This window comes from Enterococcus sp. AMC1251 (assembly GCF_058216535.1).
Genome location: NZ_CM177098.1, coordinates 1,437,893 through 1,460,176 on the forward strand (window position 1 = coordinate 1,437,893; position 22,284 = coordinate 1,460,176).

37 protein-coding genes and 1 pseudogene are annotated in these 22,284 nt (G+C 36.4%); all 38 read left to right on the forward strand.

Annotated features, from left to right (window positions below):
- Positions 1 to 8 precede the first annotated feature (8 nt).
- The gene (locus AC4BBR_RS06675) at positions 9 to 1,037 is read left to right on the forward strand and encodes an AAA family ATPase (protein ID WP_490461765.1); all 1,029 of its coding nucleotides are present in this window, start codon (positions 9 to 11) and stop codon (positions 1,035 to 1,037) included.
- Between the two features lie 5 nt (positions 1,038 to 1,042).
- The gene (locus tag AC4BBR_RS06680) at positions 1,043 to 1,729 is read left to right on the forward strand and encodes a putative HNHc nuclease (protein ID WP_490461766.1); all 687 of its coding nucleotides are present in this window, start codon (positions 1,043 to 1,045) and stop codon (positions 1,727 to 1,729) included.
- Between the two features lie 3 nt (positions 1,730 to 1,732).
- Positions 1,733 to 2,632 (forward strand): conserved phage C-terminal domain-containing protein, encoded by a 900-nt coding sequence (locus AC4BBR_RS06685; protein WP_490461767.1) that lies wholly within the window; start codon positions 1,733 to 1,735, stop codon positions 2,630 to 2,632.
- Positions 2,633 to 2,647: 15 nt separating this feature from the next.
- Complete coding sequence (locus tag AC4BBR_RS06690) at positions 2,648 to 3,244, forward strand: polymer-forming cytoskeletal protein (RefSeq protein WP_490461768.1); 597 nt, start codon at positions 2,648 to 2,650, stop codon at positions 3,242 to 3,244.
- Between the two features lie 7 nt (positions 3,245 to 3,251).
- A complete protein-coding gene (locus AC4BBR_RS06695) occupies positions 3,252 to 3,596 on the forward strand; it encodes a RusA family crossover junction endodeoxyribonuclease (RefSeq protein WP_490462079.1) in 345 nt (114 codons plus the stop codon).
- The gene (locus AC4BBR_RS06700; protein ID WP_490461769.1) at positions 3,559 to 3,840 is read left to right on the forward strand and encodes a hypothetical protein; all 282 of its coding nucleotides are present in this window, start codon (positions 3,559 to 3,561) and stop codon (positions 3,838 to 3,840) included. The genes AC4BBR_RS06695 and AC4BBR_RS06700 overlap by 38 nt, the downstream gene beginning before the upstream one ends.
- Positions 3,841 to 4,305, forward strand: coding sequence for a hypothetical protein (locus AC4BBR_RS06705; RefSeq protein ID WP_490461770.1), 465 nt, complete (start codon positions 3,841 to 3,843; stop codon positions 4,303 to 4,305).
- Positions 4,306 to 4,836, forward strand: a complete 531-nt coding sequence (ssb, locus tag AC4BBR_RS06710; RefSeq protein WP_490461771.1) for a single-stranded DNA-binding protein — start codon at positions 4,306 to 4,308, stop codon at positions 4,834 to 4,836.
- Between the two features lie 13 nt (positions 4,837 to 4,849).
- Positions 4,850 to 5,176 carry a hypothetical protein gene (locus AC4BBR_RS06715; protein ID WP_490461772.1) on the forward strand — a complete coding sequence of 109 codons (327 nt, stop codon included), beginning with the start codon at positions 4,850 to 4,852 and terminating at the stop codon, positions 5,174 to 5,176.
- Positions 5,169 to 5,579: a YopX family protein gene (locus AC4BBR_RS06720; protein ID WP_490461773.1), complete on the forward strand. Its 411-nt coding sequence runs from the start codon at positions 5,169 to 5,171 to the stop codon at positions 5,577 to 5,579. The genes AC4BBR_RS06715 and AC4BBR_RS06720 overlap by 8 nt, the downstream gene beginning before the upstream one ends.
- Positions 5,580 to 5,762 (forward strand): hypothetical protein, encoded by a 183-nt coding sequence (locus AC4BBR_RS06725; protein WP_490461774.1) that lies wholly within the window; start codon positions 5,580 to 5,582, stop codon positions 5,760 to 5,762. It begins immediately after the preceding gene.
- Positions 5,763 to 5,966: a hypothetical protein gene (locus AC4BBR_RS06730; protein ID WP_490461775.1), complete on the forward strand. Its 204-nt coding sequence runs from the start codon at positions 5,763 to 5,765 to the stop codon at positions 5,964 to 5,966. It begins immediately after the preceding gene.
- A complete protein-coding gene (locus tag AC4BBR_RS06735) occupies positions 5,956 to 6,522 on the forward strand; it encodes a DUF1642 domain-containing protein (RefSeq protein ID WP_490461776.1) in 567 nt (188 codons plus the stop codon). The genes AC4BBR_RS06730 and AC4BBR_RS06735 overlap by 11 nt, the downstream gene beginning before the upstream one ends.
- Positions 6,523 to 6,768: a hypothetical protein gene (locus tag AC4BBR_RS06740; RefSeq protein WP_490461777.1), complete on the forward strand. Its 246-nt coding sequence runs from the start codon at positions 6,523 to 6,525 to the stop codon at positions 6,766 to 6,768.
- On the forward strand, positions 6,765 to 7,358 hold the full coding sequence (locus tag AC4BBR_RS06745; protein ID WP_490461778.1) for a hypothetical protein: 594 nt from the start codon (positions 6,765 to 6,767) through the stop codon (positions 7,356 to 7,358). The genes AC4BBR_RS06740 and AC4BBR_RS06745 overlap by 4 nt, the downstream gene beginning before the upstream one ends.
- Positions 7,355 to 7,621, forward strand: coding sequence for a hypothetical protein (locus AC4BBR_RS06750; RefSeq protein WP_490461779.1), 267 nt, complete (start codon positions 7,355 to 7,357; stop codon positions 7,619 to 7,621). The genes AC4BBR_RS06745 and AC4BBR_RS06750 overlap by 4 nt, the downstream gene beginning before the upstream one ends.
- A 270-nt stretch (positions 7,622 to 7,891) precedes the next feature.
- A complete protein-coding gene (locus AC4BBR_RS06755; protein ID WP_490461780.1) occupies positions 7,892 to 9,091 on the forward strand; it encodes a DNA cytosine methyltransferase in 1,200 nt (399 codons plus the stop codon).
- Positions 9,091 to 9,831 carry a DNA-methyltransferase gene (locus AC4BBR_RS06760; protein WP_490461781.1) on the forward strand — a complete coding sequence of 247 codons (741 nt, stop codon included), beginning with the start codon at positions 9,091 to 9,093 and terminating at the stop codon, positions 9,829 to 9,831. Before AC4BBR_RS06755 ends, AC4BBR_RS06760 begins: the two co-directional genes overlap by 1 nt.
- Positions 9,831 to 10,067, forward strand: coding sequence for a hypothetical protein (locus AC4BBR_RS06765; RefSeq protein WP_490461782.1), 237 nt, complete (start codon positions 9,831 to 9,833; stop codon positions 10,065 to 10,067). Before AC4BBR_RS06760 ends, AC4BBR_RS06765 begins: the two co-directional genes overlap by 1 nt.
- Positions 10,067 to 10,348, forward strand: a complete 282-nt coding sequence (locus AC4BBR_RS06770; RefSeq protein WP_490461783.1) for a hypothetical protein — start codon at positions 10,067 to 10,069, stop codon at positions 10,346 to 10,348. The genes AC4BBR_RS06765 and AC4BBR_RS06770 overlap by 1 nt, the downstream gene beginning before the upstream one ends.
- Before the next feature lie 63 nt (positions 10,349 to 10,411).
- Positions 10,412 to 10,657: a hypothetical protein gene (locus AC4BBR_RS06775; RefSeq protein WP_490461784.1), complete on the forward strand. Its 246-nt coding sequence runs from the start codon at positions 10,412 to 10,414 to the stop codon at positions 10,655 to 10,657.
- A gap of 16 nt (positions 10,658 to 10,673) precedes the next feature.
- A complete protein-coding gene (locus AC4BBR_RS06780; RefSeq protein WP_490461785.1) occupies positions 10,674 to 10,913 on the forward strand; it encodes a hypothetical protein in 240 nt (79 codons plus the stop codon).
- Positions 10,876 to 11,217, forward strand: a complete 342-nt coding sequence (locus AC4BBR_RS06785) for an HNH endonuclease signature motif containing protein (protein ID WP_490461786.1) — start codon at positions 10,876 to 10,878, stop codon at positions 11,215 to 11,217. The genes AC4BBR_RS06780 and AC4BBR_RS06785 overlap by 38 nt, the downstream gene beginning before the upstream one ends.
- A pseudogene (locus tag AC4BBR_RS06790) lies at positions 11,204 to 11,767 on the forward strand (hypothetical protein); the annotation flags it as partial. The gene AC4BBR_RS06785 and the pseudogene AC4BBR_RS06790, both read left to right, overlap by 14 nt.
- Positions 11,768 to 11,946: 179 nt before the next feature.
- On the forward strand, positions 11,947 to 12,432 hold the full coding sequence (locus tag AC4BBR_RS06795) for a hypothetical protein (RefSeq protein ID WP_490462146.1): 486 nt from the start codon (positions 11,947 to 11,949) through the stop codon (positions 12,430 to 12,432).
- Positions 12,416 to 13,348, forward strand: coding sequence for a hypothetical protein (locus AC4BBR_RS06800; RefSeq protein ID WP_490461787.1), 933 nt, complete (start codon positions 12,416 to 12,418; stop codon positions 13,346 to 13,348). The genes AC4BBR_RS06795 and AC4BBR_RS06800 overlap by 17 nt, the downstream gene beginning before the upstream one ends.
- A 1-nt stretch (position 13,349) precedes the next feature.
- Positions 13,350 to 14,036, forward strand: a complete 687-nt coding sequence (locus AC4BBR_RS06805) for a hypothetical protein (protein ID WP_490461788.1) — start codon at positions 13,350 to 13,352, stop codon at positions 14,034 to 14,036.
- On the forward strand, positions 14,029 to 14,811 hold the full coding sequence (locus AC4BBR_RS06810) for a phosphoadenosine phosphosulfate reductase domain-containing protein (protein WP_490461789.1): 783 nt from the start codon (positions 14,029 to 14,031) through the stop codon (positions 14,809 to 14,811). Before AC4BBR_RS06805 ends, AC4BBR_RS06810 begins: the two co-directional genes overlap by 8 nt.
- Before the next feature lie 63 nt (positions 14,812 to 14,874).
- Entirely contained in the window at positions 14,875 to 15,378 is a 504-nt protein-coding gene (locus tag AC4BBR_RS06815; protein WP_490461790.1) for a hypothetical protein, read from the forward strand.
- 342 nt (positions 15,379 to 15,720) lie between these two features.
- Positions 15,721 to 16,902: a hypothetical protein gene (locus AC4BBR_RS06820; RefSeq protein WP_490461791.1), complete on the forward strand. Its 1,182-nt coding sequence runs from the start codon at positions 15,721 to 15,723 to the stop codon at positions 16,900 to 16,902.
- A gap of 110 nt (positions 16,903 to 17,012) precedes the next feature.
- Positions 17,013 to 17,366 carry a hypothetical protein gene (locus AC4BBR_RS06825; protein ID WP_490461792.1) on the forward strand — a complete coding sequence of 118 codons (354 nt, stop codon included), beginning with the start codon at positions 17,013 to 17,015 and terminating at the stop codon, positions 17,364 to 17,366.
- Entirely contained in the window at positions 17,363 to 17,590 is a 228-nt protein-coding gene (locus tag AC4BBR_RS06830; RefSeq protein WP_490461793.1) for a hypothetical protein, read from the forward strand. The genes AC4BBR_RS06825 and AC4BBR_RS06830 overlap by 4 nt, the downstream gene beginning before the upstream one ends.
- A complete protein-coding gene (locus tag AC4BBR_RS06835; protein ID WP_490461794.1) occupies positions 17,587 to 17,922 on the forward strand; it encodes an HNH endonuclease in 336 nt (111 codons plus the stop codon). Before AC4BBR_RS06830 ends, AC4BBR_RS06835 begins: the two co-directional genes overlap by 4 nt.
- 5 nt (positions 17,923 to 17,927) lie before the next feature.
- Positions 17,928 to 18,233, forward strand: a complete 306-nt coding sequence (locus AC4BBR_RS06840; RefSeq protein ID WP_490461795.1) for a hypothetical protein — start codon at positions 17,928 to 17,930, stop codon at positions 18,231 to 18,233.
- A gap of 169 nt (positions 18,234 to 18,402) precedes the next feature.
- Complete coding sequence (locus AC4BBR_RS06845; protein WP_490461796.1) at positions 18,403 to 18,759, forward strand: hypothetical protein; 357 nt, start codon at positions 18,403 to 18,405, stop codon at positions 18,757 to 18,759.
- Entirely contained in the window at positions 18,753 to 20,390 is a 1,638-nt protein-coding gene (locus tag AC4BBR_RS06850) for a terminase large subunit domain-containing protein (RefSeq protein WP_490462080.1), read from the forward strand. Before AC4BBR_RS06845 ends, AC4BBR_RS06850 begins: the two co-directional genes overlap by 7 nt.
- A 20-nt stretch (positions 20,391 to 20,410) precedes the next feature.
- Positions 20,411 to 21,577, forward strand: a complete 1,167-nt coding sequence (locus AC4BBR_RS06855; RefSeq protein ID WP_490461797.1) for a phage portal protein — start codon at positions 20,411 to 20,413, stop codon at positions 21,575 to 21,577.
- Positions 21,567 to 22,280: a head maturation protease, ClpP-related gene (locus tag AC4BBR_RS06860; protein WP_490462081.1), complete on the forward strand. Its 714-nt coding sequence runs from the start codon at positions 21,567 to 21,569 to the stop codon at positions 22,278 to 22,280. Before AC4BBR_RS06855 ends, AC4BBR_RS06860 begins: the two co-directional genes overlap by 11 nt.
- Positions 22,281 to 22,284: the final 4 nt, after the last annotated feature.

Here is a 22,284-nt window from a genome sequence, read left to right on the forward strand (position 1 = left end):
GGAAAATAATGGAAGTAAAAAAAGCAAAGCGTGAAAAACTAAAAGTTCCAATTATGCTAACTGGGGCTAGCGGAAGTGGCAAAACAATTTCGGCATTACTCATAGCAAAAGGAATTATCGAAAAAATGTTTCCGGATCTTTCAGATGATGAACAATGGGAAAAAATAGGAGTTATTGATACAGAGCATAAACGGTCACTGCTTTATGCTGAGGCTACTGTCGCAGACGTTTACATTGGAGAGTTCCTTCATTTGGATTTTGAGCCACCTTATACAGTAGAAAATTACATTAAGGCTTTTAACATGATGAAAGATTCTGGTGTAGAGGTCGTCATCGTAGATTCGCTAACGCATGCCTGGAGTGGTGAAGGCGGCATACTAGAACAAGTAGAAAATTTACAGCGAGGAAATTCAAAAAATCAAATGTTGGCATGGAATAAGGTTAAGCCGATAGAAAAACAATTCCTAAAATTAGTCACAAGTAACTCTGTTTATGTAATAGGAACAGCAAGAAGTAAGCAAGCCTATGATATGGAAAAAAATGATGCTGGAAAAAATCAAATTGTAAAAATGGGGCTTAAGCCCGATCAAAAAGACAGTTTAGAATATGAATTCGCTATATCTATGAGGATCGACCAAGATCACACAGCAGAAGCGACCAAAGACAATTCGAATATGTTCTGTCAGCCTTTTAAAATCAATAAAGAAATTGGTCACAAGATTTTCGATTGGTCGGATAAAGGTATTGATTTAGAAAAGCAGCGTGATGAACTAATCACACAGGTTACAGAACTTGCTGGTAAGTCAGAAGAGCATGAAAAGAAATTTAATGAGATTCACGCTCAATTAAATAATTTACCGCTTAAAAAATTTAAAGCAAATGTTCTTGAGAGAATGGCAAAAGTATTGGAATCTGTTGTTATTCATGAACCCGAAAATGTAGAAGCATTATCTGACCAGGAGGATGAAGAGCAAACGAAATTATTCGATGACAAAAAGCCGCCGATTGATAAAACAGAAAAAGCTAAAGAGAAGTGATTTAAATGTTAAGACATTTTCTTGATACCTACTCCGCAGTCCTACATTTCTTCAAAGATAATCAGATAAAAGCAGAGATTAACGAAGTAGTGAACATCGATCGACTAAGAACCATGTACGAGGGTTATGAAGGCGACAGGATCGTTGAAATTCGTTTTATCGACCCTCGGCGGTTCACAGTTCAACAGCGTAATTTCATTTATGCGCTTATAGGTGATATTTTTCTCTACTACGGGCAATCAACAGAAGACTTGAAGGAATACTTCTACTTTTTGTTCGAAGGCATTAGCGGACGGAATATAAGCCTTGCTGATGATTCGAAATCTACAGTAAACGATGCTAATTTGCTAGCTGATATCATCCTAGATTTCATATTTGAAAATAACATTCCGTTTAAAAAAGGCTATGAGATTCTACCAGCTAACCAAGAGTATTATTTTTACAAATGTATCACAAAAAGAGTGTGCTGTATCTGCGGTAAAACAGGAGCCGAGATTGACCACTTTGGCAAAGCGCTAGGGCGTAGAAGCAGAAAAAAAGTGGATCATACTGAATACACTTTTGCTGGTTTGTGTCATGGTCACCATATGGAGAAACACACAATTGGGTTAACAGCGTTTAAAGCTAAATATCATGTTAAAGGTATCAAATTAAATAACGAAACAATTAAGAAATTAAGGATAGGAGGGTGACAAGTGGCAGAAAGAAGGATGTTTGCCAAAACTATTATAGATAGTGATGCGTTTTTAGATATGCCATTATCTTCACAGTCGCTTTATTTTCATCTATCTATGCGAGCAGATGATGACGGATTTATAAACAATCCTAAAAAAATACAACGAATGGTCGGATGCGGTGATGATGATTTAAAGCTATTAATGGCTAAACGATTCATCTTAGTTTTCGACAGCGGAGTCATAGTGATTAAACATTGGAAAATCCATAACTATATCAGAAACGATCGTTACAAGCCAACTCTGTACCAGGATGAAAAAGCAGAGTTAACAGACAAAGATAACAAATCATATACGTTCAAAAACGAAGGCATAGAAGCACTTGAACCGCTTGGTATACCAGATGACAACCAAGCGGTATACCAAATGGATACACAGGTTAGGTTAGGTAAGGATAGGTTAGGTAAGGTTAATAAAGATATATTGTCGGATGGCTCCGACGATGTACCGAATGAACCATCAATTTATAAAAAAGTTATTGACTACCTAAACCTAAAAGCCAAAACAAGCTATCGATACCAAACAAAAGCAACACAGCAAAAGATTAAAGCACGCCTAGCGGAGGGGTTCTCTGAGCAAGACTTTTATACCGTAGTGGATAAAAAGACTCAAGAATGGCTCGACGATGCAGACATGCAGAAATTTCTTAGACCCGAAACTTTGTTTGGCACTAAGTTTGAGAGTTATCTTAACCAACTAAATAGCAAACCGAGACAGCAAGGTACTTACCAACGCCAACCAGTCAGACAAGAGACTATGCCAAATTGGGTAGACAATCCAACGCCAGAAGCTAAGTTATCACCAGAGGAACAAGCAGCACTAGACGCTCAAATTGCAGCGTGGGAAGCGAGTAAAAAATGAATGGAGGAATTTAAAATGACTAAAAAATATGAATTGACAGATGAAACAATAACTGGATTGGGAAGAACGTTATACAGAATTAAGGCGTTAGTAAGTTTTAGCGATGTTGCTGAAGGCGAAAAAGGAGGATTTGTAGAAAAAGAAGAAAACCTAAATCAAGACGGCGATGCATGGGTCTACGGCGATGCAAAGGTCTCCGGCGATGCAAGGGTCTACGGCAATGCAAGGGTCTCCGGCAATGCATGGGTCTCCGGCGATGCAAGGGTCTCCGGCGATGCAAGGGTCTACGGCGATGCAAGGGTCTCCGGCGATGCAAGGGTCTACGGCAATGCAAGGGTCTACGGCGATGCAAGGGTCTACGGCGATGCAAGGGTCTACGGCGATGCAAGGGTTGCTAAACGCACTGAGATTATTTGGATTAGTAATATTGGATCGGAAAACGGAACTTTGACGGTAACACGTAGCAAAGATGGCGGACTGTTTTTAACTAGAGGTTGTTTTAGCGGTGATCTATCAGAGTTTGAGAACGCTGTAGAGCAAACTCATGGTGGTAGTCAATATGGTAAAGAGTACAAAGTTTTGATTGCGTATATCAAATTAAGGTTTGCGTAAAAATATGATGATCACAATACCCGTAGCACCTAAGCCACAGGCTAGGCCGAGGTTTAACAGTTTTAGCAAACGAGCCTACGAAGATAGTGCTATGACGGCATACAAGCGATCGGTTAAGTATCATGTGATGGCCGCTAAGCCAAAATTAATCGAATCAGGAGCGATTGGTGTGTCCATAACGTTTTACGTTTATCCGCCTAAGTATTTGTTAACCAAAAAGAAAATGGCTCAGGAGTTGGCAAATGAAACGTTGTACGTGGATAAGAAACCTGATATTGATAATTATTTTAAAGCGGTGACAGATGCCCTAGAAGGTGTCTTATACAAGAATGATGGGCGAATACTGGCGTGATGTAAAGCCGATACTAAAAGAACATAGAGAAAAACATGTTGAAAGAATGGGAACTGCAGCAAATAGAAATATTGAGAAATTAGGTTATTCATACACGTATTATGAGAGCAACCATCAATTTGCAATCGAGACAAATAAAGGAATTATTGACTACTGGGGAACTACAGGCACTTGGATTGAGCGTAAAACCAAGAAGCGTGGCAAAGGGCTTCACGGATTAAGAAAATATTTGGAGGAAATATAGATGCTTAAGGTCTTTACTCTCAGGAGACACGGATTTAATCAATCAATATCTGTTGGCGAATCCTTTATGTATGAAAATGATAAATTCGTAATCATTGAGATTGGATCACTTAAAGCAAGAGCATATAAAGACCCAAAAGTAGAAATGACAGCAGTTTGTCAAAAAGTAGGAAGTTCAGACGAATTTGAACTTTACGAAAGATACTTTACTTTCGAGGGACGCCACAACGTAGCTAAAGAAATGTTTCCGGAAATTTGCGAAGCTGGGGAGTTTATTGGTAACCAAGGCAAAAAAGAAGATTTAGTAATGCGTATCATTGGAATAAAGAAAATGTATTACGAACATGTGGAACTGATTGTTGAATATAACGCAGAGCTAATAAAACCGTGGAGTAAGTCAGAAATTGAACAAGCGTTGAAAGAAGAAAGATTATCTAATTTTAAAGTGATCACAGGAGGAACTTAAATGATTAACAATATTGTACTAGTTGGAAGACTAACAAAAGACCCTGACCTCAGATATACAAGCAGTGGTTCAGCTGTCGCAACCTTTACCCTAGCTGTTAACCGTAACTTTACGAATGCGAATGGAAATCGAGAAGCAGACTTTATCAACTGTGTAATTTGGCGTAAACCAGCCGAAACAATGGCTAACTATGCTAAAAAAGGCACATTGCTAGGTGTAACTGGACGTATTCAAACTAGAAATTATGAAAACCAACAAGGACAACGTATTTATGTAACCGAAGTTGTATGCGAAAATTTCCAACTGTTAGAAAGTCGTAAAAGTGATGATAATTCGCAACAGCAGAATGATACAGGAGTTCCAACTAACTTCGAGGACAATTATTCGCAGAATCAAAACAACACGCTTAAATCGCAAAATAATAGCCAATCACCAATTGATGGAATGTCAGAGCATGGATTTAATACTGGCGACCCATTCGGTGGCACAGGGCAAACAATCGACATTTCTGATGACGATCTGCCGTTTTGAGAGGTGAACAAAAATGAACGAACGGAAAGTGAGGCAGCAACTTTTGAGGAAGTACCTAATCAAGATGGATTTAGGTGATCCAAAAGCAGAGATCATGGTGGATAAGATTGCTAAAACAATGAATGATGAAGATGGTAGGACAAGGAATAATAAAAGGTCTAAACCTGTTAACGTTATTCATTCAGATGGAAGAATTGAGACCTTTAAAACACGAAAAGAAGCAGCCGAAAAATATGACATTCGTAAAAATACGTTAGCCACATATATTAACAAAAAAACAGCGCATCCGAAAACTGGAATGCGATTTGAGAATGTTGAAAGGACTGAACCAAATGAATAAACCGAAGTTTAGAGCGTGGGATAAAGATTCTAAAAAGGTTTATGAAGTTGAAATAATCGATTTAAAAAAAAATGTTATTAAGCTAGTTAGTTATGGATGGACATTTTTAAATGACATCATCCTCATGCAATATACAGGACTGAAAGATAATTCTGAAGAACCTATCGAAATTTGGCAAAAGTCCGTTGTCAAAATTGTCAATAGCGACAGCGATTATTTTATTGGAGTTGTGGAATACTTTGGAGATCAAGGCTATCCAGCTTTTGACATTGACTGTAAGTATTATAAAGACTGGCATTTTGATTCAAATGTACTTTCGGAAGCATTAGGAAATGATAATCTGAAAATTTATGTTATTGGTGATGAATATTCAAACCCAGAATTACTAAACGAGGTGGAGTAGATGGATGAATACAGTATTAGATATACAAATAAATTTAAAAAAGGTTGCACATTAGTTGTTTATGCTGAAACGATGACAGAAGCAAGACAAAAGGCTGGTGAGGAGCTAGGGGATTACTTGGTGAGAATAAATGAAATTAGGAATGTTTCGTTAGCAAGGCAATTAATTAACGAGGTGGAGTAGATGGATACTGAATCAATGCTAGAAAAAACTTATCAAGATTATTGTGAATTCGTAGAGAATAATTGCATAAAAGAATCTTTTGCAGAATTCAAAGTAGGAATGTATATTCAAAATTTACGAACGTTACCTAGTGATTATATCTTATTGTTACTCATAGCAAAAGTTCAAGGAGAGATCAAGGAGGACACAACACATGGGAATTGAGGAATTGATAGAGAAATATACGGCGAGGAAAGAACGAGCTGAAAAGGAAGATGAGAGCCACCTATACTCAAAAGGCTATTCGAGAGGGGTTATCAGAACGTGCATTAAAATTATTGGAGACCTCGAACAACTCAAACAATTACTTCTAATCCAACAGGAGAAGGTTGTGGTGCCTGAGTTTGTAGCTAAGTGGTATGAGGCGCTAATAAAAAAAGGGTGGTCACACGTTAAAATAGTTCGGAAATCACTACACGAATTAGAAATGGAATATGTTTGTTATACGAGCGATGTTGATGAATGGCTAGATAATGAAGATAATCAAGAATTACTTATCAGCATGAAAGACGGCTACACCGTGGAAAAAGAGCCGTTGTATTATGTCAAAGTTGGAAATTTAGTATTTGTCGACTGGGAGGATAGTTTTGTAGCTAAACTTGCGACAACAGATAGTCTGGAGTGGACCAATTACGCTCACAAAATACCTACAAAAGATGGAGCAGATAATATCGCAAGAATCGTAGGTGGTGAGGCTGTACCAGTGGAGGAGGAAGAATAAATGTGGATGGTTTGGACTAATGATCTTGGCATAGAAGCGGTTGGAGATGAAGAACAATGCCAAAAAATATATGAAGAAAAAAAGGAAGAGTACAGCAAATTGAATTTGCCTTGGATTGACGAATCAGACAAAGGAGATCAAGTCATTTTAGCAAAACTGGAAAAGGCATTCGGATACTATGAAAAGCCTGATGGACTTTTTGAGTTAGAAGAGCATGACGGTACAGATTTGGAGGAATCACAATGACAGAGAAGACACTCAAACATGAGCTATATAAGCATGGCAGCTATCTAATTTCGTTAAAAGAATCAGGATCAAACTTTGTCAATATTGATGATGAGATTAAAAAGCTAGAGGAACTATTTCAGATGGCATCAAAAAAAGATCACCAACCAGATTTAAATATTAAAAATAATAACAACAACCCTACGCCTTGGTCGCAAATTATGACAGACCACCAACAAACGTTTGCGGTCGGGGAGTATGTAGCAGATGAAGATTTTATCTATCATATTTTAGCGGATAGAGGGGAAACGAATCGCTTAGTCAATTCATTTGAATTATCTACAGGTCTTTTCCACAGGAACATAGTTTGGACTTACAAAGGGTTACGAAAACCTAAACCAGCCACCGCCGAACAGATAGCAACGTTTAAACGTGCGGAACACTTTGCCAGTAAAGGGCGTAAGTTGGATGAGTTTCGTGTGGGGGATAAAGTGGATATCTATGATTCTTATAAATTTATCATCGAAAGCAGTTATGACATTGAATTGTCAAAAACGAAAGAAGGTAAACTAATTCAAACTGCCGAAGAACTACAGGAGGTAGGGGAATGACTATAAATCAATTTACTTATGGGTGCATGTTGGCGTTTCTGTTTTGGATGTTATCCGAAAGCTTATTACTAGTGATAAGGCAAAGAAAAAAGAAATATTTAGTAACCTTAGCTTTTGGGCAACCCTATAACTACACCGCAACTTTTAAAGTAAAAGCAAGAGGTAAAATTGATGCCGAAAGGATTGCAATAAGTGTGGCAAAGCATAAACAGCATATAGGTTTTAGAGCTATAAAAGTAGTTTCGATAGAAAGGAATGAGTAGGGATGAGCGAACACTTTGAATTTAGGAATGATATTAAATGTCCTAATTGTGGTCATTATTTCGATAGTGACGAGGGATACGACGCTGGGTTATACAACGATGGCCACTTAGAGGATGAGGCAATTTTTAATATGTCTTGTCCAAGGTGTAGCAAAGAGTTTGAGGTCAAGGCACGGATTTATTATAAATTTTCAACATTAGCAATTTAACCCAAGAAAGGAGTAGGAGATTTGTCCGGACGCAAAAAGCTTTTTACTCCTTTGTGATTATATGAAATTTTTAGATTTATTCGCTGGCATCGGCGGATTTCGATTAGGCATGGAATCAGCAGGACATGAATGTGTCGGATTCTGTGAGATTGATAAATTCGCTCGTACTAGTTACAAAGCAATACACGATACAACAGGAGAGGTGGAAATGCATGACATCACAACAGTTTCAGACGAGTTTGTTCGAGGAATCGGACGTGTCGACGTTATCTGTGGAGGATTTCCGTGCCAAGCTTTCAGCATTGCAGGAAAAAGACAAGGTTTCAACGATACTCGAGGAACTCTCTTCTTTGAAATTGCAAGGTTCGCATCTATTCTCAGACCAAGCTATTTATTCCTTGAGAATGTCAAAGGACTCCTCAACCACGAAGGAGGGGCTACGTTCGAGACAATCCTCAGAGCCTTGGATGAACTCGGGTATGATGTGGAATGGAATTTGTTTAACTCAAAAGACTACGTCCCACAGAACAGGGAGCGAGTTTTCATTATCGGACATCTTAGAGGATCAGGTACCAGAAAAGTATTTCCTTTCGAAAGAGAAGGTGGAACAACTGCTCAAAACTATATAATAGCAGTTAATGATTCTAAGAAAACACGAGACTTGATGAAGTATGACAGCGTAAATCGTTTCTATGATACGTCTGGTATCGCACCTTGTTTGGATACTATGCAAGGCGGAAACAGAGAGCCTAAAATCGCAGTCATAGGGAATGTCAATCCGAGCGGAAAAGGAATGAATGGAGAAGTCTATTCTAGTAATGGTTTAGCACCTACAATAACAACAAACAAAGGTGAAGGAGCAAAAATAGCAATACCCATTCTAACTCCTGATCGAGTAGAAAAGAGACAAAATGGAAGACGACTTAAAGATGATGGGGAAGAAATGTTTACTCTGACTGCTCAAGATAGGCACGGGGTAGCGATAATTCAAAAGCCTAGAGGGTATAACGAAGGCGGAACGCATGAAATAGCGCCGACACTCTCAGCTAATTCTTGGCATGAAAATAATTTGTTAAGCGAAAAAATGAGAATCCGCAAACTAACACCTCGTGAGTGTTGGAGATTACAAGGATTTCCTGATTGGGCGTTTAATAAGGCAAAAGAAGTAAACAGTGATAGTCAACTATACAAACAGGCAGGTAACTCTGTTACGGTTCCTGTGATTGCGGATATTGCTGTTAGATTGGATGGTGATAGCTGATGTGTGAACTAAATAAAATATACAATATGGACTGCCTTGTAGGTATGCAGCAGATACCAGATAAAAGCATTGATATGATTTTATGCGATTTGCCGTATCAAATGACCCGCAATCATTGGGATAGCATAATTCCACTAGATCAACTTTGGCAACAGTATGAGCGGATCATCAAAGATAATGGAGCTATTGTGTTAACAGGTTGCCAACCTTTTACCAGTCAGCTAATTATGAGCAACTCTAAGTTATTTAGGTATGAGCTTATCTGGCAAAAGACAGCAGCAACTGGACACCTTAACGCTAAAAAGATGCCGATGAGAGCTCACGAAAATATATTAGTCTTTTATAAAAGATTACCAACATATAACCCACAAAAAACAACAGGAAATAAACGTAAAGTTGCCACAGCGTACCACAAACGTAACTGTAATAAATCCACAAATTATAATGATTATGGCTTATCTGATTATGACAGTACTGATCGTTACCCACGTAGTGTATTGACATTTGCAACGGATAAACAAAAGAGCTCATTGCACCCGACGCAAAAGCCAGTAGCTCTATTTGAGTACCTTATTAAGACATACACAAATGAGGGGGACGTGGTATTTGATGGATGTAGTGGTTCAGGAACTACTGCAGTAGCTGCGATTAATACCAATCGCCAATTCCTCTGCATGGAAAAGGAAAAAGAATACTTTGATAAGTCGGTTGAGAGAATTATGAAAGCAGGTGATAGCTGATGGATAAAACAGGAATCTATATCGACGAATTTCGGTATGTAGAGGATTTTGATAGCGGAAGTGGCGGACAATGCGAAATGCGTATCTTTATGGATATGGAGGATAAAAGGCAACGTATAAGAATATCAACCGCCACCACCAACAACGATGTTCAACATGATTTTTCCATTAAAAAAAGCGATTGGGTGTTTATTAAGCAAGCTATTGAATATCACCTTGAACGAGGTGATAGCTGATGTCCAATCAAATAAAAGTAGTTAAAAATGCCGATGTAAAGGTATTTGATAACCAACAGCAAGTAGCAGAATTTTTAGGAGTGACTAAGCAAGCAGTTAGTAAAGCAATGCGTAAAGGGCATGAGTGCCAAGGTGCGACGTTATCCGTCCTCTACTACAAGTGCGCATACACAGATAAGTCAAAGAGTCTAATTATTGACGGCAAGCTTATTGGATCGTACGACAAAATACAACGTAGAAAAGGCAATGTGTTTTTAACAGGATTTGTTGCCAATGACTAAACGCAACGGCACCATGAGCGGGCTGCAGGCGTTTGGCGGACTAGTCGGAAAGAGAGGGGAAAAATGGCAGTAGTATTCGTATCATTCGTTGTGAGCGTGCTAGCTAATGTTCTTTTATCAAGAAAGTTAGTCGATAAAACAACAGATATGATAATAGAAAGCACAGATAAAACTATGGAAGATATAGAAAATTTTTATGAAGATCTTCAATCTAAACAGAACGAAGGAAGTCCTCGTTATTGGTATACGAAAGGATGTAAAGATACGGCCACTAATATTAAGGATTTATTGGCTAAAATAAGTAAATAATACAGGAGGGAAAAGAATGACTAAGAATACACTATCCGATCTCAATAACCACTTATTTGCTCAATTAGAAAGACTTAGCGATGAAGAGTTAAAGGGAGAGCATCTGGAAACAGAAATAAAAAGAGCGGAAGCGGTCACTGGTGTTGCTAAGAATATAATTGACAACGCTAATACAGTGCTGAAAGCTAGAAAATATTTTAGTGAAGGTATGAACCAAAATGAAGACAAACCAGTTATGCTCAGAGAACCATTGTGAAGAACATGTCAGCACAGACGGTTATACTAGAGTTAAAGATAGATATGGCAAATGGAGGTCAAAACAACGAATAATTTGGGAAGAAGTTCATGGTAAAATACCTGAAAATTATGTTATCGTTTTTGCCGATATGAATAAGCAAAATTTTGAAATAGATAATTTGATTTTAGTTAGCAGGAGACAATTATCTATTCTTAATAAGTATAAATTGATAACGAAAAGCAGCGAAATGACAAAGAATGGTATTTTAGTAGCTGATATTATTTTAAAAATAATAGAAAGGAAACAAAATGAGGCAGACTGAACTAATTTATAAAGCGTGGATAAACACAAAAAAACCTATACTGTATGAGACATCAGATGAAAAAGGGAATAAAAAGATAGTTGAGTGTGAATTTTTAGATCCTCAATCTCACAAATTTTTTACAAAAAAGAATGGCGTATGTCCCATATGCGGGTCAGCTACAACGGCAGGCATACCTAGTAAAAAGTTTTTTTCAGCGAACTATACAGATTGGAGCATCCACAAAGAACCGACAGGGGAAATCGTATGTGAGTCATGTGCTTTTACAATGATGTTAAATCCGGATGTCGGACGGATGACGTTATCTAGATACAGTTTTTGTGCTAGCGATACTTTAGAAATTTTGAACAGAGGGGATTGTAGAGATAAGCTACTGAATTTGCCTAGGCAACCATTTGTGATGGCGATAGCTGTTAGTCAAAAAAAGCACCTTGCTATAAAGAGTAAAATATCTTATTCGCCCGTCCAATGTTTAATCAACTTAGAGGAGGATGCTATACCAGTTAATAGCGCCACATTGAAAAAATATTTAGAAATTATAGAGGCGTTAAGAGGGATTGGGTTTACTAAAGTAGAGATCGAACAGAAGAAAATACGCTTTGATAAGATAAAAATTTATGGAATAAGCGCTATGACGAAAATAGAAGACCTTTATAAACAATTGTCAGATTTGAGATTATTAAAATTGAGCGTATTTGTAGCTAAAAAAATGAAACTGGAGGAATCAGAATGCTATTTGGATTTGAAACCAATAACGACAAAGCAGCAACAGGAGCACTCATCGTCTATGCAGTATACAAAAGTAGAGATGTCAAAAGAGGACCTAGCGGATATGAAATGTGGGGACAAATCGAGCGATTCGCCAGAACATCCGCAAAACGAGCAAATGACTTTGGAACTTTTTTAGATAAATTTAAAAGAAAAATGTCTTGTAGTACGATTAACCCTAAATGGACATCTACAGGAATCTTAAAAAAAACTGCAACAATTTTAGAAGATGGATCTATTTTATCCCAAACAAATGAAAAAGAAAGAGATTTTATGATAGAAATAATTGAGTCTGATAGCGATTATCAAGAAGAAGTAGTGAGCTTTATATACACCCAAACGCAGAGGATTATATTACTTGTTAGAGACAGGTTAGAAAGAGAACAACCAATAATTGAATTTATTAATAATAACCAGGAGGTGAGCAAACATGGAAAAAACTTATAAAATCGAGTCAATTTATACATTGAAGGCTCCGTTATCACACATAGGAGAAAGCGAAAGCACGGAAACATTTTTAAATACTATTAGTGTTAGAAATGGCAATAAAGTCGATGATGTTTTCGCTTATAGCGGCAATGCTCTTAGAGGTGCATGGCGAGATTCGGGTGCTAAATATCTATTAGAAAAATTAGGTGTTAAAGTCCCGAAAAAAACATTCCATTTATTGTTTACTGGCGGAAGCATTAGCGGTAATCAAGTGGTTGATATCGAGCAAGCAAAGCGATTACGCAATACATTTCCTTTCATTTCAATTTTTGGCGGAGGTGTAGGAAATCAGATATTAAGCGGTAAATTCAACCAAACCTTTGCTTATCCAGTATGCAAAGAAACGGTTAATATAATTCCTTCTAATATTGAATCTATTGACTATAGTGCGCAAGAGTTATCTTGGAGACAACTAACTGGAGAAGCTAATTTTAGCCGTAAAGATGACGGCAAAGATCGTTTGGGTGACGATTATATTATAAATGACGTAAATTTATTAGAATCAAAATCCAAGAAGAAAGATGAACCAGCAACACAAATGAGATATACAGCGGAATATTTGATTCCTGGTACACAACTATGGCACCAATTGGAAATGACAGGAACAGAATTAGAATTAGGAGCTTTGGTGTCATCTATTCATGAGTGGGCAAAAAGCCCTCATTTAGGAGGGATGGCTGCCAAAGGATTTGGATTGGTAGATCTAATAATGACTATTGACGGAGAGCCGTTTATAAGCATTGAGAGCCAATTGTTACACTTGCAAGAAACTGCAATACAAGCTAAAGAATCATATGATGAGCATTTGCAATCTATTTATGATAATTATCTTGTTGAGAACAAAGAGGAATTCATAAAATTATTGGAGGTGTAATATGGCTACAGAACCATTAAAGATCACTGCTAAATTATTAGATGGGCGAATAAACTCTACTGACGGATTATTATATTTTGACGCGATATTATATCACGCTTGGTTTTTAAAGTACGATCCTAAAGTTTTAACTGGAGAAAAAACAGGAAAACCTAAGCATTTCGGACTACCTCTGTTGAAGTCTCCTTTGGATTTAGAATCTAACAGATATGCAGCCAGTTTAGGTTTTTACGAACAATACAACCAAAAAATAGAATACTGGAACAAGCGCCCTAGATGGGATAAACACGCATCGTATCTAAGTGCCGATAAAGGCAAGATAAAAACGAGTGTAGGTCTCGAAAGAGCGTATCGCACACCTCAAGTCATAAGAACGATTAGCAATCCAGAGTTTTTTTGTATAGGTACAATAGACAAAATAAAAGATTTATTATCATATATGCCAGCCATCGGGAAAAAGCCGACCGCTGGATGGGGAAAAGTGAAAGAGTGGGTCGTTGAATCTTTTGATGCAGACTGGACAACCTATAGTTCAAAATATGGAATCATGAGACCATTACCGATAGATAAAGAATACGACTTTGATACAGAAGGCTATAGGATTGAAGATATAGCTATCCGTCCTCCTAGTTGGAAAGTTAAAAATCAAAGAACGTGCTACGTACCAAAGGTGATCATAAATGAATGAAGATGAAATCGAAAAATATTTACTAATCTCCAAAAGTAAAAGATTTAATAATTTAGTTTCTAAAACGCATAACATCATAGAAGAAGCATTAAACGTTTCTCAATATTTTTATTTATCTTATTCTAGCGGGAAAGATAGTACAGTGCTTATCGATTTGTTGTCACATCACAGCTGGTCAAAAACAGCGTTCCATGCAGTCGCCTCAAAATACGAAGATCCTCAGGAGAATATAGATTTGTCAATAAAAGCGTCAGGTAAATACGGGGTAGATATACAGATACATCAGTGTTTCGGAGAGTATGACGCATGGAAAGAAGCAGGTTATTTCTTTGTTGACCCGTTTACAAAAGAAGAACGTTTTCTAGCCAGCAAGGCAAACGAAGATTTTAAAAAAGTGGCGTTATCCTTTGGTAAAAATGAAAATTTACCACACCGTTTTATGGGAGTTACAAAGTCAGAGAGCAAAGGAAGAGAAATAAACATAGCGCTACGTGGGTATAATTATCGATTGAAAAACGGGAACCTTGTTAGTAATCCTTTAGCTAATTGGAAAAATGAGGATATTTGGGCGTACATTGTCTCAAGGGATTTAGAATATTTAAGCGTTTATGACAAACAGTTATATCAACCAAGAGAATTAATCAGGAATGAGTTTACGATAATGTATTCTGGGGTGTCGCAAACAAAAGAGATGATGATTAAATATCGGTACTCTTATCCTAAATTATTTTTCGGGCTATCAAAAGAATTTCCTGAAATAAGGAATTATATTTGAGGATAATAAATACAATATATAAACGTTTATTGACTATTTAAATAATACAGGAGGGGTAGCGGATTGAATCAAATTACAGAATTATCAGAAGAACAGTTAAAAATACTAGCGAAAGAAATTAATATTCTTGCTAGGCGAGATCGGGAAGAAGAAAGAAAAAAAAGAGTAGATAACAGTTATCACAACACAAGAGAGTTATTGATCCATTATCACATGTTAAAAAAACACTGTGAAATAGTAAATGAACAGCTCAATGAAGAACTAGGCTCATTGTGGAGTGATTGGCGCTTTGATTTAAATACATTGCTAGAGCATAAAGCAAAAACGGCTAAGCTGATGAACCATGTAGATAGAGCGTTAATCGCTTATAAATCTATCTGTGATAGCGAAAAATCAAGAGGATATGAAATTTTGAATAAAAAGTATCTTATGAAACCACAGAAAACGGATCAGTTTATTGCAGATTTCTACGACTTAGACAGAACTACAATAAACAAAAGTATAAAAAAATCCATCGGAGAATTGTCCATTTTATTATATGGAATTGATGTAGTAAAAATGAGTTGATTCACTATTCATTCACCACGACGCCACACTTTCCATTATATAATGATAAGGTGAAATAAGTACCTAAATCACCTACAGCAAACAATTACACAACTAAAACCAACTAATTTAAAAAAATGTCGATATTGTTGTAGGTGGTTTAACACTCACTCACAGGCTAACAACTAAAAAACTATAAGGATGGTGACACTCTCCCTCATAGAGTTTATTTCATTCTTGCCTGTGGGTGTTTTACATAAAAAATCAAATGCAATCTATGAAGTTCCAGATGTGGCTTTTCTGAGCTTCTTTTTGTTTTCTTTTTATAGTATTCTGTATATAAAAAGAAAAAGGTGGAGAATTATGAATATACAATATATCGGATTAAATGGACAAAGCTTTGAATCTACTGAAATAGAAAGTTCTTCCTTAGATAATCCTAAAGATTTTGATGATTTTAATTTCAATTTCATTGATTTAAATAATATATCAATTTGGAGAGCTAAGGTTAATTTCTCAAGCGATCCTCTTTCTAATTTTGTTAAGGATTTTAAGACGTTGTCTAAGTTGATATACAGTTCAAATTCAAACGTTCTAATTTCTATCCCTCAGAACTTCAAAACAGAGTTTAATATAAAAGATTATATGAGACATTTTAGAATTGCTTTTTCAAATTTAGTTAATAGAGATTTTGATTTAGTTTTTGGAACGACCAACACAAAAGTTTGCGATACAGTAATTACATCGGATTTTGTATTCGATAAAAGTGTAGGTGGAAGCTGGACTATAGTTACGAAATCAACTATTGGGAATAAGCCAACTACAATAAAATATCAAAATGTTTACGTTACAACGTTAAATATAACCAATTTCATGGAGTTGAAAAATTTTATGATTGAGGCTAATCTCGTATCTACAAATAATAAAGAAATACCAGAATGGATGGAGGAGGTCAAAATGTTTGATGATAGACTACAAATGGATGCTATCCAAATTAAAGAGCAGCAAATAGAAGAACTTAAGAGCAAAATAACCATAGCTGAAGAAATATTGAGCAAAAATGAACGCTTAAAATCAATTTTGTATACCCAATCAGATTCGTTGGTAGAAGTAGTTTTCGAGATATTTGAAGAAATTTTAGATATAGATCTTTCGAAATTTGAAGATAAAAAGATAGAAGACATTTCATTTGCTATTGGCGATATGACATTTATCGGAGAAATTAAAGGAGTTACTAGTAATGTTAAAACCCCTAATTTATCTCAATTAGATAATCACTATACTAATTTTGTCGAAGAACACCCTGAGATACCTGAAGAAAGTATCTATAAATTACTAATAATAAATCATCAAAGAAAAAGACCGTTGAGTGAAAGAGATCCGATTGACCATAAACAAATAGAACTAGCGGAGAACAAATATACTTCACTAATTATTGAAACAAGCGAATTGTTAAAGTTATTAGAAAAATACAGAAATGAATTGATATCTAGAGATGAGATTATAGATTTGCTTACAAAAAATGGTTTATTCAAAATTGATTAATAATATCCAGGTGCTTTGCGCCTACATAGTCATCGCACACGCGGTGGCTTTTTATATTACATTAACCGTCATTCGTGGCGGTTGTTTTAGTTTAAGAGAGGAGAATGGTTATGAAGCAACCACAAGATCACAAAAAGAAAAAATATACAGAACAAGATCATTTAAGAATTATGAAAGAGTTTCGTGATGGGAAGAATGTAGATAACATTGCTACTACATTTTTAGAAGTGTTGGGTTTATATGGAGTTACTGTAGAAGAAACTTCAGCGCTGTTATTCTATGTCATGCAAACAGTTCTTCAGCAACCGCACAATAAATTAATGCTAGATCAATTGCACATAGATATTAATACACCGACTGAGACAAGTGGAGGTGTGGTTACGCCAGTTGATAAAGTGTTAGACATCCAACGTATTTATCTAGGGATGTATCACGAAAAGCTGAAAGGTGGCGTTGAGTTATGAAACAATCAGATCAAATAAAATTTACACTAATCAAAAATGCAGTTCCAGAAATAATTATTAATGGTGAAGAGGTTCCTGTTGTTTCTTGTTCGTATCAATATATGACATCAAACCCTATTGACGGTGGTGCAAATATGTTTGTGGCATCAGTCTTAATTGGTCGCACATTTGAACAAAAGACTGTATATCACAATAGTTTAACTAATGAGACTTATATGCAGTGACAATTGATACATCTACAAAAGCTTCACGCGCCAAGTTCTATTCATCCTCTTCGTGGAAACGATTAAGGAAACTATGTTTAGAACGTGATCATTACGAATGTCAATGGTGTAAAGAAGAAGGCAAAGTTACTACTCAAAACAGCATTGATCAACACGGTAATCCAGTTATTCTAGAAGTGGATCACATCAAAGAGTTAGAAGACTTTCCAGAATTAGCTTTGGAGTTGATCAACCTTAGAACATTGTGCAAGGACTGCCATAACAAAAGGCACAAGCGATTCAACTATCGATCGAGCAAGAAGAAAAAGAAGTGGGATGATGAATGGTGGTGAAAGATATGATTGAAATACACAATCAACCAAGAGGAAGCGGCAAGACTACCGAAGTGATTGAACGAATGAAAGAGGATGTTGATCTAGTTTGTTTAGTTCATTCGAGCAGAGCGAAAGAACTGTATCCAAGCGAGCTGAAGCACAGACTCTTTACGTTTGACCAATTCGATATTAGAACAATCGACAGATTGAGAGTGAGAAAAGCAATTGTAGATGAAGGTTTGATCGGTTCGAAGACATCTATTGCTAATATGTATTACAAATTAGGGAATGCAGGAATAGAAACCGTAGTCTTTGGTACAGACATTTAGATACAGATAAATAATTTCGTTTCACAAAAATGTTTCACAAAAATAGCCCCCCGCCGAATATTTTTGGTGTTTTTTTCTTTTACGGGAAACCGGTGGATGGGGTCAACTCCATAGATATTTTACGTTTTCGCGCATAACCCCTCCCCTAGATAGAAAGAAGGTGAATTATATGAGCAAGTTAGAAGAGCGAGACGCAATAGTCCAGAAAGAAAAGAACAGGTTAAACCGTTTATTTAAAGATATACCAGTAAATAAAAAGAAGTCCGTTGAAGGTTTGATTATACAAGCTGCGAGACTAAGAGTTTTACTCAATGAAATGTGGATAGATATTACTGAAAACGGAGATTATGAACATTTTTCCCAGTCAGAAAAACAAGACCCGTATGAACGAGAGCGCCCAGTAGCAAAGCTTTATAATTCGCGTGATGTTAGCTATCAAAGGGTGATTAAACAGTTGACGGATTTGTTGCCTGAAGAAAAAAGAGACCCGGCTGGGGCGGCTAAAGATGGTAGTGATTTATTATGATGCCACCATTTTTTGAAGAATATGTCGATCTATATGAGCGTGGCGTTATTCCGTTCAACAAGGAAAGAATTTTACTGGTAGATTACCTAAAAAAGGATATATTACCGCGTGATGATGTTTATTTTAATATAGAATTAATAGATAAGTTTGTAAGATTTAGCGAAAAAAACTTATTTCCGCTAGCGAAATATCAAAAATTTATAACGCCTTTTATTTTTCTTTATCGTAAGGAAGATAACGAGGTGTTTTTTGATGAATTTTTAATAACCATAGCTCGTGGCGGTGGTAAGAATGGGTTTATGTCTGCTAGAGACTCTTTTTTTATTAGCCCTTTACACGGCATCCATAACTACGATGTAACTATCACTGCCAACTCAGAAAAACAAGGTAAGGTATCATTCAAGGAAGTTTACGAAACAGTACAACTAAAAGGGTTAGAAAAACAGTTTTATCTCACCAAAATGGCCATAACTAATAATGTGACAAATAGTGTATTCAGTTATCGGACGAACAATCCTAAAACGATGGATAGTGCACGGGACGGAACTCTAGAGTTTGATGAAATCCATCAATTCGAATCTTCCGACCCTGTCGATATCCAAAGAAGCGGACTAGGTAAAATACAGAACCCGAGAACATTTTACAACGGAACGAATGGACATTATCGTGAAGGTTTTTATGACAAAATCATTGAACGATCAAATAATATCCTTGAGCGGAAAAGCCCTAATGACAGATTGTTCCCCTTCATTTGCAAGCTAGATACGATAGATGAAATGAACAACAAAAACATGTGGTCCAAAGCTAATCCGATGTTTGAAGAAAGTACCCCGTATGCTAAACGGTTGCTTACAGCAGTCGAAAAAGAATTTCTTAAACTCGAATCTGAGCCGAGTGGCCGAACAGAATTTGTAGTTAAGCGTATGAATTTTACAGAAGGTGATGGTGAGAAAGATGTAACCACTCACGAAAAACTTTTAGCAACAAAAAGAGAATTTGGCGACTCAGAGGGTAAGTCTTGTGTCATAGGTTTTGACTATGCAAGTATTAGAGACTTTGCTAGTGTTGGTAAATTGCTGAAAGAGGGAGATGAATATGTTTGGCAACAACACTCTTTCGTGAGGAAGCAATTCTTAGATGCGTTTAAATTGAAAGCTCCTATAAAAGAGTGGGAGCAGCAAGGTTTGTTAACTATAGTTGACGAGCCATCTATTGACCCAAGGCATATCGTCAGATGGATAAACAAACAACGAGAGATACATCATATCGAAATCGTAGTTGCGGATGGTTTTAGAATGGATTTATTAAAACCGCTGTTAGAAGAAGAAGGGTACAATTTTGAATTTCTTAGAAACCCTAGAGGTATTCAAGCTAAAGTGGCGCCAATCATTGAGGACGGATTCGCGAATGAACGTTTTATATTTGGAGATGACCCAATGATGAGATGGTATACCAATAATACGTTTGTTAAAGAGGATTCACTCGGAAATCGAACATTTTTGAAAAAGGAGCCTGTCAGAAGGAAAACTGATGGGTTTCACGCTTTTTTAGCAGCTCTTTACAAGAGAGAGGATATAACTGATTTTGATATAGATGGCTCGTTCGATATTTTGGACGAACTAGATTTTTAAATGGAAAGGGTGTGTAATGTGTGGGGCTATTTTCTTATTTTGTCAATTCAATAAAAAATACTCAACCCGTTGACTGGATTCCGGACATTGATTTTTACGACGAATCAGCTAAAAGAAGCTATTTGAAAACAATGGCAAAAGATTCGGTACTTAACTTTGTAGCGAGGACTATGTCAACGGTAGAAATTAAATTCAAAAACAAGAAAAATATATCTGATTGGAATTATATTTTGAATGTGAGGCCCAATAAAGATATGTCCGCCGCTACTTTTTGGCAGAGTTTATTTTACAGGCTGATGGATGACAATGAAGTTCTTGTGATTTTTACAGATGACAATCAGCTTTTAATTGCGGAGGATTTTAATAGAAATAAATATGCAGTGTATGAGGACACTTTTGAGAATGTGGTCGTTAAAGATTATGCATTTAAAAAGACCTTTAAAATGTCGGAAGTCATTTATCTAGAATACAATAACGAAGAATTAGAAAAATTTACCAACGGTTTATTCAAGGACTACTCGGAACTTTTTGGAAGAATCTTGGAAATATCAATGAGAAACAATCAAATAAGAGGCTCGGTCAGCATTGAGACGACAGGAACGCTGAATGACAAAAAAGATGAAAACGGAAAAACAAGAGGTCAAAGATTACAAGAGTATGTAGATAAGATGTATCGAACATTTAGCACGAAAGCTGTTGCTATTGTTGCAAAAGTAAAAGGGATTGATTATGAAGAGTATACCAATAAACAAGGGGTTTCAAATCAATCTCTTGAAGAATTAAACAAAATGAAAGTCTCGTTAATTGATGATATAGCCAACGCCATAGGAGTTCCTACGGCGCTTATTTATGGTGAGAAATCAGAATTAGATTCTAATCTAAAAGCTTTTAAAAAGTTATGCATCAATTCTTTGGTAAAAAAATTAAAAGATGAACTTACAGCAAAGATAATCACTAGACAAGAATATATAAATGGCGAAAGGCTTAAGGTTATCGGGGTATTACCTAGCGATCCAGTTGAATTAGCTACGCAAGCAGACAAGTTGGTTTCTGGTGGAACGTTCTTAACTGATGAGGTTCGTGAAATTTTCGAATATGACGAATTGCCGAACGGTGAAGGTAAGAAGCGATTGGTTACCAAAAACTATGAAGAGGTGAAAGGGGGTGAAAAAGGGAATGAAAAATAATAATAAAGTGCTGTTTGAATTTAAGAACGAAGCAAAAGATGGAAAGCATGTTGTCACATTAAGCGGAACTATCCAAAAAAGATATTGGTCTGATGACAAGTCGATAGATGCCAAGATGATTCGTGATTCTTTGGATGGCGTGACCGATGATATAGTCATTAAGCTTAACTCTCCTGGTGGCGATGTTTTCCAAGGAGTAGAAATGTATAACTATCTCAAAGATCACCCGAGCAACATTACAGTGGAGGTCACTGGTCAAGCTGCGAGCGCAGCAACTTTTTTAATAGCTGGAGCTGATAAAGTAATAATGAATGTTGGTACGTCATTGATGATTCATGAAGCAGCGACATTAGCATGGGGGAATAAAACAGAAATCAAAAAGACACTCGATGCACTGGAAACAATAGACGAATCAATTTTAAATATCTATATCGATAAAACGGGTCAATCTGCTGAGCAAATTACAACTTGGATTAACGACGCTAAATGGTTTACGGCTGATGAGGCGCTCAAATATGGATTTGCTGACGAAATAAAAAAAGATCAATCTACTACGAATAATTATAATGTTGATATTGCAGCTCTAGTAAAAGAAACCGTTGCTCAGGCGTTAGTTGATTTTAAACCAGTAACTAATCACCAAGCGCAACCGAATATGCAGAAATCGAAATCATTATTAAATAAATTGAGAAAAGGGGAATAAAAAA

Bases quoted from the DNA above. Each gene is read 5' to 3' on its own strand.
- AC4BBR_RS06675 (WP_490461765.1), top strand. From the start codon at position 9: ATGGAAGTAAAAAAAGCAAAGCGTGAAAAACTAAAAGTTCCAATTATG.
- AC4BBR_RS06680 (WP_490461766.1), top strand. From the start codon at position 1,043: ATGTTAAGACATTTTCTTGATACCTACTCCGCAGTCCTACATTTCTTC.
- AC4BBR_RS06690 (WP_490461768.1), top strand. From the start codon at position 2,648: ATGACTAAAAAATATGAATTGACAGATGAAACAATAACTGGATTGGGA.
- AC4BBR_RS06695 (WP_490462079.1), top strand. From the start codon at position 3,252: ATGATCACAATACCCGTAGCACCTAAGCCACAGGCTAGGCCGAGGTTT.
- AC4BBR_RS06705 (WP_490461770.1), top strand. From the start codon at position 3,841: ATGCTTAAGGTCTTTACTCTCAGGAGACACGGATTTAATCAATCAATA.
- ssb (WP_490461771.1), top strand. From the start codon at position 4,306: ATGATTAACAATATTGTACTAGTTGGAAGACTAACAAAAGACCCTGAC.
- AC4BBR_RS06715 (WP_490461772.1), top strand. From the start codon at position 4,850: ATGAACGAACGGAAAGTGAGGCAGCAACTTTTGAGGAAGTACCTAATC.
- AC4BBR_RS06720 (WP_490461773.1), top strand. From the start codon at position 5,169: ATGAATAAACCGAAGTTTAGAGCGTGGGATAAAGATTCTAAAAAGGTT.
- AC4BBR_RS06725 (WP_490461774.1), top strand. From the start codon at position 5,580: ATGGATGAATACAGTATTAGATATACAAATAAATTTAAAAAAGGTTGC.
- AC4BBR_RS06730 (WP_490461775.1), top strand. From the start codon at position 5,763: ATGGATACTGAATCAATGCTAGAAAAAACTTATCAAGATTATTGTGAA.
- AC4BBR_RS06735 (WP_490461776.1), top strand. From the start codon at position 5,956: ATGGGAATTGAGGAATTGATAGAGAAATATACGGCGAGGAAAGAACGA.
- AC4BBR_RS06740 (WP_490461777.1), top strand. From the start codon at position 6,523: ATGTGGATGGTTTGGACTAATGATCTTGGCATAGAAGCGGTTGGAGAT.
- AC4BBR_RS06745 (WP_490461778.1), top strand. From the start codon at position 6,765: ATGACAGAGAAGACACTCAAACATGAGCTATATAAGCATGGCAGCTAT.
- AC4BBR_RS06750 (WP_490461779.1), top strand. From the start codon at position 7,355: ATGACTATAAATCAATTTACTTATGGGTGCATGTTGGCGTTTCTGTTT.
- AC4BBR_RS06755 (WP_490461780.1), top strand. From the start codon at position 7,892: ATGAAATTTTTAGATTTATTCGCTGGCATCGGCGGATTTCGATTAGGC.
- AC4BBR_RS06760 (WP_490461781.1), top strand. From the start codon at position 9,091: ATGTGTGAACTAAATAAAATATACAATATGGACTGCCTTGTAGGTATG.
- AC4BBR_RS06765 (WP_490461782.1), top strand. From the start codon at position 9,831: ATGGATAAAACAGGAATCTATATCGACGAATTTCGGTATGTAGAGGAT.
- AC4BBR_RS06770 (WP_490461783.1), top strand. From the start codon at position 10,067: ATGTCCAATCAAATAAAAGTAGTTAAAAATGCCGATGTAAAGGTATTT.
- AC4BBR_RS06775 (WP_490461784.1), top strand. From the start codon at position 10,412: ATGGCAGTAGTATTCGTATCATTCGTTGTGAGCGTGCTAGCTAATGTT.
- AC4BBR_RS06780 (WP_490461785.1), top strand. From the start codon at position 10,674: ATGACTAAGAATACACTATCCGATCTCAATAACCACTTATTTGCTCAA.
- AC4BBR_RS06785 (WP_490461786.1), top strand. From the start codon at position 10,876: ATGAAGACAAACCAGTTATGCTCAGAGAACCATTGTGAAGAACATGTC.
- AC4BBR_RS06795 (WP_490462146.1), top strand. From the start codon at position 11,947: ATGCTATTTGGATTTGAAACCAATAACGACAAAGCAGCAACAGGAGCA.
- AC4BBR_RS06800 (WP_490461787.1), top strand. From the start codon at position 12,416: ATGGAAAAAACTTATAAAATCGAGTCAATTTATACATTGAAGGCTCCG.
- AC4BBR_RS06805 (WP_490461788.1), top strand. From the start codon at position 13,350: ATGGCTACAGAACCATTAAAGATCACTGCTAAATTATTAGATGGGCGA.
- AC4BBR_RS06810 (WP_490461789.1), top strand. From the start codon at position 14,029: ATGAATGAAGATGAAATCGAAAAATATTTACTAATCTCCAAAAGTAAA.
- AC4BBR_RS06820 (WP_490461791.1), top strand. From the start codon at position 15,721: ATGAATATACAATATATCGGATTAAATGGACAAAGCTTTGAATCTACT.
- AC4BBR_RS06825 (WP_490461792.1), top strand. From the start codon at position 17,013: ATGAAGCAACCACAAGATCACAAAAAGAAAAAATATACAGAACAAGAT.
- AC4BBR_RS06830 (WP_490461793.1), top strand. From the start codon at position 17,363: ATGAAACAATCAGATCAAATAAAATTTACACTAATCAAAAATGCAGTT.
- AC4BBR_RS06840 (WP_490461795.1), top strand. From the start codon at position 17,928: ATGATTGAAATACACAATCAACCAAGAGGAAGCGGCAAGACTACCGAA.
- AC4BBR_RS06845 (WP_490461796.1), top strand. From the start codon at position 18,403: ATGAGCAAGTTAGAAGAGCGAGACGCAATAGTCCAGAAAGAAAAGAAC.
- AC4BBR_RS06860 (WP_490462081.1), top strand. From the start codon at position 21,567: ATGAAAAATAATAATAAAGTGCTGTTTGAATTTAAGAACGAAGCAAAA.